The sequence below is a fragment of the Clostridium septicum genome (assembly GCF_003606265.1).
Lineage (GTDB): Bacteria > Bacillota > Clostridia > Clostridiales > Clostridiaceae > Clostridium > Clostridium septicum.
In genome coordinates, this window is the sequence record NZ_CP023671.1 from 2,688,139 (window position 1) to 2,702,490 (window position 14,352).

Annotated in this window: 7 protein-coding genes; 5 read left to right on the forward strand and 2 right to left on the reverse strand. The window is 27.0% G+C overall.

All coding sequences use genetic code 11. The annotated features are described in order from the left end of the window. Nucleotides 1-71: 71 nt before the first annotated feature. Both CP523_RS12380 and CP523_RS12385 read right to left on the reverse strand, forming a co-directional pair. On the reverse strand, nt 72-2,444 hold the full coding sequence (locus tag CP523_RS12380; RefSeq protein ID WP_066675359.1) for a hemoblobin-interacting domain-containing protein: 2,373 nt from the start codon (nt 2,442-2,444) through the stop codon (nt 72-74). Nucleotides 2,445-2,922: 478 nt separating this feature from the next. Continuing rightward, on the reverse strand, nt 2,923-3,669 hold the full coding sequence (locus tag CP523_RS12385; protein ID WP_066675357.1) for a GntR family transcriptional regulator: 747 nt from the start codon (nt 3,667-3,669) through the stop codon (nt 2,923-2,925). Nucleotides 3,670-4,018: 349 nt separating this feature from the next. On the opposite strand from CP523_RS12385, the gene CP523_RS12390 reads away from it, so the two are divergent. The 5 genes from CP523_RS12390 (at nt 4,019) to CP523_RS12410 (ending at nt 13,947) form a co-directional block, all read left to right on the forward strand. After that, a complete protein-coding gene (locus CP523_RS12390) occupies nt 4,019-5,410 on the forward strand; it encodes an MFS transporter (RefSeq protein WP_066675355.1) in 1,392 nt (463 codons plus the stop codon). Nucleotides 5,411-6,039: 629 nt separating this feature from the next. After that, nucleotides 6,040-7,824 carry an AAA family ATPase gene (locus tag CP523_RS12395; RefSeq protein ID WP_066675353.1) on the forward strand — a complete coding sequence of 595 codons (1,785 nt, stop codon included), beginning with the start codon at nt 6,040-6,042 and terminating at the stop codon, nt 7,822-7,824. Nucleotides 7,825-7,838: 14 nt separating this feature from the next. Then, a complete protein-coding gene (locus CP523_RS12400; protein WP_066675351.1) occupies nt 7,839-8,327 on the forward strand; it encodes a hypothetical protein in 489 nt (162 codons plus the stop codon). 11 nt (nt 8,328-8,338) lie between these two features. Then, nucleotides 8,339-9,049: a hypothetical protein gene (locus CP523_RS12405; RefSeq protein WP_066675350.1), complete on the forward strand. Its 711-nt coding sequence runs from the start codon at nt 8,339-8,341 to the stop codon at nt 9,047-9,049. A gap of 314 nt (nt 9,050-9,363) precedes the next feature. After that, on the forward strand, nt 9,364-13,947 hold the full coding sequence (locus CP523_RS12410; protein WP_120140916.1) for a discoidin domain-containing protein: 4,584 nt from the start codon (nt 9,364-9,366) through the stop codon (nt 13,945-13,947). The last annotated feature ends 405 nt before the right edge of the window (nt 13,948-14,352 follow it).

Here is a 14,352-nt window from a genome sequence, read left to right on the forward strand (position 1 = left end):
TTTTATATTATCTTTTATGTTAAGATATTTTTATAAAGGAGTATAATATTATTTTTAAAGTTTATAGCATTTTAATATTTTTTATTCTTTATGAAGAAAACACCTAAACTTGCCATAATAGATCCTAGTATTGATAAAAAGCTACCATTAAAAGCTGAACCAGTTTGAGGTAAAGCTTTATTATTAATTTGTTTTTGTGTTAATTTAGTTTGTTCAAGTTTATTGTCTAATTTTTCTTCAGATTTTATATCAGATTTTGTGTTAGATACTGAATTAGGGTTTACATCAGATTCAATATCTGGTTTTACATCTACCTTCGTATCAGATTCAATATTAGGATTTACTTCAGATTTAACATCAAGTTTAGTGTCAGATTCCACAGGAAGATTAACTTTTGTATCAAAGCCTCTCCAACCTTTTGAACATTTTTTGTCAAATACAAATCTAACTTCTTTGTATTCAGAGTAGTTTCCTATATCACTTATTTTACCTCCCATCATACCTACAAGTACACATCCCATATGATCTGAAGTTAAATCTGATATTGGAATTTCACATGTTTGCATTTGATATTCACCAATCTTATTTTTCTCTCCTACAAACTCTCGTTTTGCACTTATATATTTATCATCACTTTTTATACAAAAATCTAGGATGCTGTAAGCATAAAGAGTGTTTAACATTGTTAAGGTAATTTTACCGTCTTTAACTGTAACTTTTACTTTTTCATCAAAGAAATCAGTTAACATTGATTCGTTTTCAGGAATATCAGCTCTATATGCTTTAAATCCTATTGTATAAACTCCGTCTTCAAGGTTATCAGTTGATATAGTAGCATTAGAAACAATTACTTTTCTTTTTTTAGTTTCAGTTTGACCATTATAAGTTACAGAGTAAGTTACTTCATAAGTTCCTTCTTTAGGGTTTTCAGTATCTAAATCGCCTGTATCAATTTTTATTTCATTAGTTAAATCTACATTTTCTCTACCTGTTGCAGAAGCAGATACATTTTCCATTAAATTAATTGGTTTACCAGCTAGTGCATATATATTTTTTTTGATATTAGAAATTCTAATTTTTTCCGTTGTTGCAGTTAATGAAGGAGCTTCTTCTTGGCTTATTAATGTTCCGTCTTTCTTTATTTTTATTCTCATATCATTATATCCATCAACTTTGATGATTATAGTATTTATATCTTTTGTAAAGGAGGCATCATTTAACTCTAATCCTCCCATATAGCTTAAATGATACTCATTTATTCCAAAATTAAAGTTATCATAATATCTAACTCCATTTACAGTTACTTCAGCAAGTTTAGTTTTGGGATTCTCAGGATCAGCTGCTTTTATATAGTCATTTAATTCATCATTTTGTTCAAGACTTATTTCGTACTCGATTCTTCCGTAAATTTCTCCATATCTTGTGTTGGTTATTTTAGGTAATGAGGTTATAGCTTTCCATTGTTGAGAATCTTCACTAGTTTTTTCTGTATCATCTACAACAGTAGGGGCTTCAGGTTTTGAAGTATCTACAGGTTCAGATGCTGGATTAGCTAAGCTCATGGTTTCTCCATCTTTATTTATTTTTATAGTCATATCATCATATCCATTAGTTTTGATAACCACTGTATTTAAACCATCTTTAAATGCACTTGGGTTAAGTTCAAGACCCATTAAAGAAAAGTTAAAAGTATTTTCTTCATTTACATCATGTGCATTATTATATTTAACTTCATTTACAGTTATGTCACTTTTAGAGCTTATAGAATTTCTATAGTCTTTTACAGAATTCCATTCAGCATCTGTACTAGAGTTAAAAGTAATTCTACATTTCATAAAATCTGTATAGAATTTATTGTATTCAACATTTTCTACTTTAGGTAATATACCTTTTTTAACATCTTTATCATCTATAAATGATTCATTTGAATTTATTTCTCGCTCACTTATAAAGGTACCATCTTTTTTTATTATTAGTTCCATGTCGTTGTACCCAGTAGCTTTAACAAGAATTGTATTTATTTCTTTTGTAAACCCACTTGGATTGAGATCAAGTCCTAATAATCCCATTTGATAAGTATTTTTTTCATTTACAAGATTTGTATTATCGTATTTAATTCCGTTTACTGTTACGTTATTTGTATCATTTATAGCTTTTACGTATTTTTTGAAAGGTTCAAATTCGCCTTTTGTTGTGTTAGGAAATTTAATTCTATATTTATCATAATCTCCATAAAACTTTCCTAATTCTGATGATTCAATTTTAGGTAATGTAGTTATATTAATCCATTTTGCTGTAGCATCCAAATTACTGCTCTCCATGGATATATCCATTGGGTTAAGAGCATTTGTATCAGCAAGTACAATTTGTGGGGATCCACCTATAATTAAACTTGCAGTTATAATAGCACTTATCCTTTTATTAAATTTACTTGAATTTCCCATATAATCACTCCTATTTATAATATTAAAATTATTAACAAAATGTTATTTAGTGGATAAATAGTAAAATGTTATTAAAAAATTAAATTTCATTTAAATAATAACACGAATGATAATCATTTTCAATTGAATTTTTATTGATTTTTAAAGCATATTATAATTTTTTTAGTATATAAAGTAATTAATTAGTAATATGATAAAATTATATTGTTATATATATAATTAAAATAAATTTGTATATATAAAAATATTAATTGTAAAAAACGATTTTTAATATCATAAAATTTAAAATACTTAATTAAATAGTGATTAATAAAGAGTTTAATATAAAGTTGAATTAAGCAGAAGTTATTAATTAAGAGATTTATAATAAAATAAAGATATTGATTAATGAGATTAATACTTAATTACTGAGGAATTTTATATAAAAAAGATGATTTCAATATATATGTTGAAATCATCTTTTTTATAATATAGATTATTATTTTTTCGTTGCTTTTATTCTAAAGGTACTATATTGACAAGGAATATAGTATTTATTAAATAGTATTGGAGGTGAATAATCATTTATATATAACGTTTCCAAAATTAAGTCGCATTGTTCACCACCTACAAGTTTATACTTGGGGTGAGCAGTATTACCAGCAGTTGAGCGTTTTATTTCTAGCATTGAGCTAGTGGATACTTCATAGGATTTATTTTCAAGAAAGTCTAACACTTCATCTTTGTTATTTAAATCAATATTCATTTCAAGTATTGTTTCAATGGATATAAAGGTAAAAGCATAAGCTATGATTTTATTATTAGATTTATAATAACGTTCACATGCAACCACAGCGGCTGAAGACCTTTCCAAAACTTGTTTCGTATGTTCACTTTCTAAGTCTAAACGAAAGTATAACTCAACATCAGTAATAGGTTCATTGTGACATTTATATATTGGATTACCTATTAATTCTAAAAAATCTTTTTTATTACACTTTTCAGGAGAAGTTATAAAGTTCCCCTTACCATGTATATTTTTTACTAAACCATCATCTTGCAATAATGATAGTGCTTGACGTAAAGTCATTCGACTAACACCAAACATTTTTGCTAATTGTGGCTCAGATGGTAATTTTGAATTTATAGGATATTCACCATTAATAATCATTTTATATAATTTATCATATACAAGTGTATATAGTAATTTTTTTGAAGCTTTAGGGTTATCTGAAGCGAATTTCATTCTACCACCTTACTTATCGTTATAAATTTATACTATAGTTAAGCAATAGTATATCATATATTTTCATTTCTTTAAATCAAATCAGAAGTTATTTTTTTATAGATAAAATTAATTTAGACAAGTTAGAAAATAAAAAAGTTTTTTAATTTGTATAAAAAAAGCTTAAAGCAAGTAAAATAAACGATTTCATAGGTGTTGTAATTGGGGGTGAAATATGCTAATATTAACTTGTCTAAAATATACTATAAAAAATGAACAAGTTTACAAAGGGGAAATAAGTGTATAATTATTACTTCGTAAACGATTATTAAGGAGGTACAAATGAAAAAAAATAAGAGAGGTACACAACATGGAAATTTCATTTAATACAGAAAAAGAGATTGAAGAGGTAAAAATAAAAAAAGCAGTACCTGCGGTATTAGGTTTAATGATTTTTGCACTAGTTATAGATAATTCATTTAAAATTATTTCACCAGATTTAGCAAGTACGTTTAATTTATCAGCTACGGCAGTTAGTTGGCAAGTAACTTTAGCTGGATTAGTTATTGGTATCGGAGCAATTGTATATGCTTCATTATCAGATTCAATAAGTGTTAGAAATTTATTAGCAATAGGAATTTTGTTAATATGTATTGGATCGTTATTAGGATTTATTTTTCAAAAATCATTTTTGATGATAGTTATTTCAAGAATAATTCAATCAGCAGGATTAGGAAGTGCAGAAACGTTATATGTAATATTTGTTGCAAAATATTTTAAAGATAACGAAAAAAAGAAATACCTAGGATTTAGTACAAGTAGTTATGCTTTATCACAAGTAATTGGTACTATTACAGGTGGATATGTAGCAACATATTTACGTTGGCAAGTACTATTTTTAGTTCCACTATTAACTTTATTAATATTACCTTTTATTTTAAAGTATATTCCTAAAGATGAAACTAAAGGTGGAAATGTAGATTTTATAGGATTTATATTAGTTTCATCAGTAGCAGCATTATTAATGCTTTTTGTTTCAGAGTTTAAATGGATGTATTTAGTAGCATTTCTAATTATGCTTGTATTATTTATTACATACATAAGTAAAAATAAAAAAGCTTTTATTAGCATTAAATTTTTTACAAATAGAAACTTTATATCAATATTAGCAGTGGCTTTTGTTATATATAGTGTTCAACTTGCATTTATATTTATGTTCCCATTTTTAATTGAAAATATATATAATTATAGATTAGATCAAGTTTCGCTAATTTTACTTCCATCTTATATCTTAGCAGCTATTGTAGGAGCAACATCTGGTAAAATTTCTAAGAAAATCGGAAATAAGCAATGTATTGAACTAGCTATAATAGGGATAATAATAAGTCTTCTTTTAGGAACCTTCTTTATAGAAACATCAGTATATGTATTTATATTTATAATGGTATTATTCTCTATTTCATTTGCGTTAATGTATGCACCTATGATTGATACCTTAATAAAAACAATACCTGAAGAAAAATCAGGAACTGCTATTGGTTTTTATAATTTCTGTTTAAGTATGGCTGCATCAATTGGTATAACATACGTAGCATTACTAATGGAAATTAAGCCTTTAGGAAAGAATATTACTGGTCTTTTTGAGAATTCACTATCTATACAATATAGTAATGTACTACTTGTATTAGCAGTTATTTCTGCAGTAGCATTTTTATTATACTGGACTTTAGTTGGAAGAAGAGAAAAGATTGAAAATAAATAATAATTTAATTACATACGCCAATAAAATATATAGAAACACATTGAAACACATTGAAAATATTTCAATGTGTTTTATTTTTAACTAAATGTTATTATAATCATTTATATTTATTTAGATACACTAAATTATAATGTGTTTAATTAGATATATAAAATTTTTAAGTTTTAATATATAAATTATAAAAAAAGAGCTACATTAAATTGGAATTATGTATTAATTATTTGTTTTAATATTTAAAAATATAATATAATTAAAAAATATGCTAAAATATACTTGTAATTATATGACTTTTAAGGAAGAAAAATTGAGGGGGAAGTTAAGTGGCAAAGTCTAAAATAAATGGTGACTCATTACCAACGTCAAAGCTAATTAGAATTTTATTTCCAGAAATTTAAGTAATAGATCATATAAAGGAAAATGGAGTAATAAATAAAGAACCTTTTAAGAAGAATAAGAAAGTATTAAATAATACTATTACAAATACTAAGAGGAATGTAAGTAAAAAAGCTAATTCTACTGTGGTAAATGTAATTAATTGAGCTACAGAATCAGCGGAAAATATAAAGATTAATCCTAAAAACATTGCTGCAGAAAGTAATAAAGCAAATAGTAATGAAGTATATAATAATATGAATTTGAATAGTAAGACAAATAAGCAAGATTTTGATAATGCTTTTAATAAAGTAGAAGAAATGCTTTCAGAATATATACTTGGTCAAAAGGATTATTTATCTAAATTATGTATAGCATTTAGAAGACCTTTTGTATATGGAAAGCATGATGGAGTAAATAATACTATATTCATAACAGGACCTAAAGGATCAGGTAAACATTTATCAGTAAAAGCAATAACTAAGTTTTTAAGAGAAGAAAAGATAATAAAGAAAAATGGAGTACATTCAATAGATTTATCTAAGTACAAGCTAGAAAAAGATGCAGAGAATTTACTTTTGACAGATATTTATAGTGCGCTTTATTCAAGTGAACAAGTTATCGTATTTGATAACTTTGAAAAATGTCATCAAGTTGCTTTAGACCTTCTTAGCAAACTTGTAATAGATGAAAAGCTTAAGTTAAATAGAAGATATATGGATCAATTAGGACAAATGGTATATGTTACAGGCAAAGGTAATCTTACTTTAAATACTACTGATGAAATATTAGTAAATGGAAAGTATTTAGTATTTATAACTGAAGAAAATGAAGAGAGTATAAGAAGTAAATTTTCAAATGATTTTATGAAAAAAGTACATGATATTATAAGTACAGAAAAGTTAAATAAAGAGAATTTAACTATAATATGTAAGTATATATTAAATGATTATAAAACAAAGATAAATGATAATTTACATATATTTATAAATTTCAATAATGAAGTATTAGATTATGTAATTGAAGATTTTGATAATACAGTAGGAGCACATGGATTAGGTAGTTATATTGAAAATAACATATATGCTCCATTAGTTGAATTAGAACTAATAGGTAAAATAAAAAGAGATTGTGTATATGAATTAAAAGTAAGTAATGATTCCTTAGTATTAGTTAGTCAATTAGAAGCTATAGAATTATCTTCTGTAATACAAAATAATGAATCAGATAGTTTAGATGAGTTAAATAAAGAACTTGAAAGCATAATTGGATTAAGCAGTGTAAAAGAATTTATAAAGAAATTAGAAGATAATATTAAAGTACAAAATATAAGAAAAAGCCAAGGGGCTAAGGGTGCTAAACTATCATTGCATATGATATTTACAGGTAATCCTGGAACTGGTAAAACTACAATGGCTAGAATAATGGCAAAATACTTAAAAGCTCTAGGATATTTATCTAGTGGTCATTTAATTGAAGTTTCTAGAAATGATTTAGTAGGTCAATATGTAGGAGAAACTGCTCAAAAAACTATGAACAAAGTAAATGCTGCTATGGGAGGTATCTTATTTATAGATGAAGCTTATGCATTAGCTCAAGATGCAGAAAGTGGTAGTGGTTTTGGAAAAGAAGCTATAGATACATTAGTAAAAGGAATGGATGATAATAGAGAAAATTTATTAGTTATATTAGCTGGATATAGTGATGATATGGACAAGTTCTTAGATACTAATCCAGGATTAAAATCTAGATTTGCCAATATAGTAGAATTTAAAGATTATTCAGTTGATGATTTATTAACTATTGCAGATAAGTTATTTAAGAGTAAAAGATATGTAATAACTGAAGAAGCTAGATTAAAGATGAGAGATATATTTAAAGAAGCTTGCAAGGTTTCTGATTTTGGAAATGGTAGATATGTTAGAAATATATTTGAAAAATCAGTAAGAAATCAAGCAGTAAGACTTAATGGAATTAGCAATTTAACTAAAGAGTATCTTGTTACAATTGAAGCATGTGATGTATCTAAAGTTAATGTGTAAAAAGAGGTGATAAAATGAAATTTATATCTAAAATAATAAGTAATATAATAACAGTAGCTTACGGAGTAGTATGTATGCCATTATTAGTCCTTATAGCAATATTTTTACCTGTTTTTACAATAGTAGAAGCTTTTAAGATAATAAGTACAGGATATACTGTTTCAACAGAGTATATTTCAATGATTCTAGCAATGTCTATTATAATGTATTTTTCTTTAAGATTTAGAGCATTAAGAAGAATATATAAAGTTTTTCCATCATTATTTGAAGCTCTTAAATATTTAGTAATAGCAGGTATATTTATAGGAGTAGGAGCAGAACTATTAAACTGGAGCTATATAACATTAACACCAGGGAGAAAGATTTTTGGTATAGCATCATTTATAGCATCACTTATACTTTGGAGAGTTTTTGCTTCAATATATTATAGAAAAAAACCTCTTTCAAAAATCATGTTAGAAAGTACAGAAAAAATGCAAAATTATAATGAAGAGCTTAATTAGTGGAGGACGATATGAAAAAATTTAGAGAAAATGAATTAACTGATTTTGAAGAGTTAAATGATGTTAGAGTTAATAGTGAAAAAGAAGAGGAAGAGATAAATTTAGATAAAATGGTTGAATCTAAAAATGAAGATATACAGGTAAATAAAGTAAGTGAACCTAAAGAGGAAAATTCATATAAAAGATTTGATGAAGAAAAAGAAGAAAAAGAAGAAAAAGATGATTATATAACTCCTTCAATGAAAAGATTTAGAACTTCTATAGGGATAATTTGCTTAGTATTAGTAGTTGCAGTAGGAATATTTCATAAAAAAGTCAATGAGGCATATAGAGATAATTTAACATCAGGGTATTTAGAAAATGTAAATGCAGGAGATATTTTAAGTAAAGAAGCATTAAAGTTAGATGCAAAGGATGAATCTATAGAAGTTGCAAATGGATATGGAAATTTAGAAATATCAATATGGAATTTTTCAAAAGTAGAAGATAATGACTATGTTCAAGTTTTTATAGATGGAGTAGCTCAAGGAGGTCCATTTTCTATTAGACATAAGCCGATAAAAATAAGTGTACCAGACAAGGCTGTTATTCAAGTTCAAGGGGTAAGAGATGGAAGTAATAATGGTATAACATATGCTGTACATTTTAATAAAACAGGTGAAACCTATTTAAATACGGTATCATTAAATGCTAAAAATAGTTATACAATTGTAAGTAGATAATTAAAAATATTTTTATATAATTTAAACAAGTAAAGTCTGATTTCTGTATTATGCATAAATAAAACTTTACTTGTTTTTAATATAAAAGAAAAAATAATAAAGATATTTTTACTATTCGTTAAAGGTTTACAATTATAATTGAAGATGGTAAAATTATTATGTAAAATAATTACTATTAATACATAAAAATATATTTAAGACAATTTATATTAGATAGTTTTTATTTAACGTTTAAAGACAGGGAGGAATTTGACGGTGCATAAAGTTATCTAAATAAATAGCAAATAAGCAAGGTATTTTAAGGGGGATAAAAAATGATTAGAAGAAATAAGAAATTATGGGTAATGTTTTTAAGTGCCATGGTTATTACCAATTCTTTTACTTTTGTAAAAGCAGAGACTAATTTAGTAAAGAAAAATATTGCATTAGAACCAGGAGTTATAGCAACATCATCAGATAATGAAACATCAGATTTATCAGCAGGAAAAGCTATTGATGGAGTAGTAGATTATCAAAAAGCTACAGGGCAATCTAGATGGGCTAGTAACACAACATCACCTACTGAAGAAAATAAAAAATGGTTAAAGATTGATTTAGGTGAGGTTAAAAATTTTAATGAAATAGTAATTGATTGGGAAAGAAAAAATGCAACTAATTATATAATTGAAGTTAGTAATGATGATACTAATTGGAGAGCTATTAAAGAATTTACTAATTCACCAACTGAATATAGACAAGTTATTCCACTAGATAATAGTGAAAATGCTCGTTATATTCGTTTATCTATTTCAGGTTATTCCCAAACAGCTACAAAAAGAGACACTAATGGAAATGACGCAGATGTAACTTGGAATACAGTATCAGTATTTGAATTAGAAGTGTATTCAGGGGAATTAGTAGAGCCAAGCTATACTATTGATGAGGTTATAAATAGTATATCAGCTCCTGTAATAAATAAAGGTGATAAAAAAATGCCAATGCCAGAAGTTCCAGAAGGTTTTGAGATTGAATTTGTTGGAGCTGACTATGAGCAAATTATAGGAGCAGATGGAACTATATATGAACCTTTAGTTAATACAAATGTTGAAGTGAATTTTAGGGTTAAAAAAGGAGAAGAAGAAAGAACTACTTCACCATTAAATATAGTAGTTCCAGGTAAGTATGAAAGTAATACTGGTAATGAAAAACCAAAAGTTATTCCAGAATTAGCTGAATGGCATGGAACAGAAGGAAATTTTGAAGTTTCAAATAATACAAAGATAATTATAGATAGTGCTTATAGTAATGAATTAATGAAAACAGCAAATAAATTTGCAAGTGACTATAAGAATATTTTAAATAAAGAAATTACAGTAGAAGAAGGAACAGAAGCAGTAGCAAATAGCTTCTTCCTAACATTAGATACAGCAGATGATGGACTTTGCAGTGAAGGTAACTTAATAACTATAGATGATTCTGTTAAAATTGAAGGAAAATCAGCACAGGGTATTTTTTATGCAACTAGATCTATTTTACAAATATTAAAGCAAAATCAAACTACATTGCCACAAGGTGTTGTTAGAGATTATCCAAAATACAAGGTAAGAGGCTTTATGCTAGATGTTGCAAGAAAGTCTTATGAATTATCTTCACTTAAAGAGCTTGCAGAAAATATGGCTTGGTATAAGTTAAATGACTTACAAGTTCACTTAAATGATAATTATATATTCTTAGAAGACTATATAAATTCAGACAAGTCTAATATAGAAGATGCTTATGATGCATATTCTGCATTTAGATTAGAATCTAGTCTTAGAAATGAACGAGGTGAAGGTATAACATCTACAGACCTATTTTATACTAAGGATGAATTTAGAGAATTTATTAAAGAATCAAGAGAGCTAGGTATAAATATCGTTCCAGAAATAGATACTCCAGCCCATGCTTTAGCATTTACGAAAGTATTTAAAAATTTAGCATTAGAAGGTTGGAATCCAAGAATAACTAATAGACCAGTTTTAGATCATTTAGATTTGGGAAATCCACAATCTTTAGAATTTGTTAAAACTCTATTTAATGAGTATATGGAAGGAGAAAATCCAGTATTTGATGGAAAAACTACCGTTCATGTAGGTACTGATGAATATGAAGCAAATGCAGAACAATATAGAGCATTTACTGATTCTATGTTAGGTCATATTCAAGATACAGGTAGAACAGTTCGTATGTGGGGAGGCTTAAGTTGGTTAAGAGGAGAAACTCCTGTTAGATCAGAAGGTGTGCAAATAAATCTTTGGTCAAGAGATTGGGCTAATCCAGCTGAAATGTTTGAAGCAGGATATGACTTAATAAATACTCTTGATTCAGATCTTTATATAGTACCAGCAGCAGGATATTATGCTAACTATTTAAATGCACAACATCTTTATAATAATTGGGAACCTAACACAATTGGTGGAAAGTACATTCCAGCTGGTGATGATCAAATGCTAGGTGCTGCTTATGCAATATGGAATGACTCAATAGATAAGAGAAGCCAAAAGATTTCAGAATATGATGTTTTTGATCGTTTCTATAAACCACTTCCAGCTTTAGCAGAAAAAATGTGGGGAGATGGAGAAGATAAGACTTTTGCACAGTTAAACGAATTATCATCAATTACAGGTACAGCTCCAAATACTAATCCATACTATACTGTAGAGTCAGCAACTCCTAGCTATGTAGAATATGATTTTGAAGAAAAAGAAATATTGGATAAGTCAGGAAATAACCATAATTCAATTTCTAAGAATAATGTTTCTTTTGAAGCAGGAAAGAAAGGAAAAGCATTAAAACTTAATGGTGGAGAAAGCTATGTAGAAACACCTATTAAAAGGGTTGGACTTCCAAATTCAATTTCATTCTGGGTTAAGAAGGATGGAAATGCACCAGAAGGAGAACAAATTTTATTTGAATCACCATCAAAATTTGATAATTATGCTATAAAAGCAGTTAATTCTAATGGTAAAGTTGGATTTACAAGAGAAAGAGATAATTTCTCATTTAACTATACTTTACCAAATGATGAGTGGGTACATTTAACAATTGCAAGCCAAAATGAAAGAACTATGTTATATGTAAATAATGAATTAGTTGACACTTTAGGTAATAGGCCAGTTGCAACTTTACTTATTCCATTTGAACGTATAGGAAGTACTACAAATTCATTTAAAGGATTAATTGATGGAATAGTTTTAGGAAGTCAATTACCTCAAGATGAAACAATAGTTGATTCAAGTAATTTCACAGTTACATCTGATAATGAAAATGCCCTTGTAGGTGAAGTAGAAGGTCCTGCATATCTAGCATTTGATAATAATTTAGAAACTAGATGGCATACAAACTATAGTCCAGTTCAACCATTACCAGCAACTATAGAAGTTGATATGAAGGAAGTTCAAACTATAGATAAAATAACTTATATTCCAAGACAAGATGGTAATGAAAATGGAAGAGTTACAAATTGTGAGATATTTGTAAAGGCTAATGCAGAAGATGATTACACTAAGGTAAATACATCAACTTGGGAAAATAATATGTCTAACAAATATGCTAAATTTGATGAAGTAGAAGCTAGATATGTTAAGATAGTTGTTAATGAAGGAGCTGCTAATTTTGGCTCAGCGGCTGAATTTACTATTCATAAAGTTGCTACTCTAGAAAAACCAGAAGTTCCAGAGCAAGAACAAACTGGAATTAATATGGTTGTACCTGAAGAAATAACAGTTGGAAATGATTTTGATCTTAATGTTAATTTAAGTGATATAAAAGAAAATATGTATGCTATGGAATTTGAAGTTGATTATGATGAAACAAAAGTAGATTTTAAAAAAGCAACATCAATAGACCCTGCTAAGTATTTAGTTTCAGCTAAGGCTAAAGACGGAAAAGTTAGGGTGATAGTAGCTGGTCTTGGAGTTCAATTAGAAAATTCTAAGGATATTGCTAAGTTAACATTTACAGCAAATTCTAGTGGAGAAAATGTAGCATTTGAATTAATAAATGGTAAAGTAGCTAATGGGGAAGGGGTTGAAGAATCAACTAAGAATTCAACAGCAACAATTAATATAAAAGAAGGAGTTAATAAAGGGGATTTATTAACTGCAATTGAAAATGCTAAGAATATAATTGAAAATGAAAAAGATAAATATACTGAAGCATCAATAAATAATTTAAAAGAAGCAGTAGATTTAGCAGAAAAAGTAATGGCAAATGAATCTGCAACACAAGAGCAAGTAAATATTGCTAAAGAGGCTATAGAAACAGAAATTGGAAACTTAGAAGAAAAGGGACAAGAACCAGAAGTAACTGTAGATAAGGCACAACTTCAAGGATTAGTTGATAAAGTAAAGGATATAGATTCTTCAAAATATATTCCATCAACATGGAAAGGATTTGAAGAAAAGCTTGAAGCTGCAAAGACAATATTAGTTAATGAAAATGTTAATCAAGAAGATGTAGATAGGGCATATAATGAATTATTAAAAGCATATCTAGATTTAAGATTAATACCAGATAAGTCTTTACTTGAAGAATTGGTTAAAGAAGTTGAAAGTATAGATTTATCTAAATACACAGTTAATAGTGCAAATAAAGTAAGAAAAGCATTAGAAAAAGCTAAGAAAGTATTAGCTAATAAAGAAGCTACACAAGAAGAGGTAGATTCAGCTTTAGAAGAACTAAGAATTTCTAAAAATTCCTTAGTTGCAAATGCAGGTTCAAATTCAAGTAACAATAATAGTGGATCTTCTAATAATGGAAATATAGATGGAGGTAAGTTACCACAAGCTGGATCACCAATAGTTGGAGGAACATTACTAAGTGGATTAATAGCTTTACTTGGAGGAGTAGCATTAAATAAAAAAAGAAATAGAAAATAATAGAGATTGAAAATATTAGATTAATTATCAAAAGAGAATAATAAAAACAAATAACCCGGGTAGTTTAATTAATATTGCTACTTGGGTTATTTTTAATTAGGAAAAAGTTTATATTTTGATGTTATAGCATTTATCCAAAAATTTATATATTTTGAGATAACATATAATGCTTTAATGTAAGTAATACCTATGTTTCCTGAAAATTTAATAGTTTATATAGTAATTATTTAAGAAGGATAGCTATAAAATAGTTATGTAAGATATCGTTTACTTTCTTGAAATTTCGTAATATAATACTATTGGAGTATATTGTATTATTAAATTAATATTGATATAATAAATTAAGCGAAGTTTTTGAATAAACTGACGTTTATTGTTATAATTGTGGTTGATTTAAATTTTAAA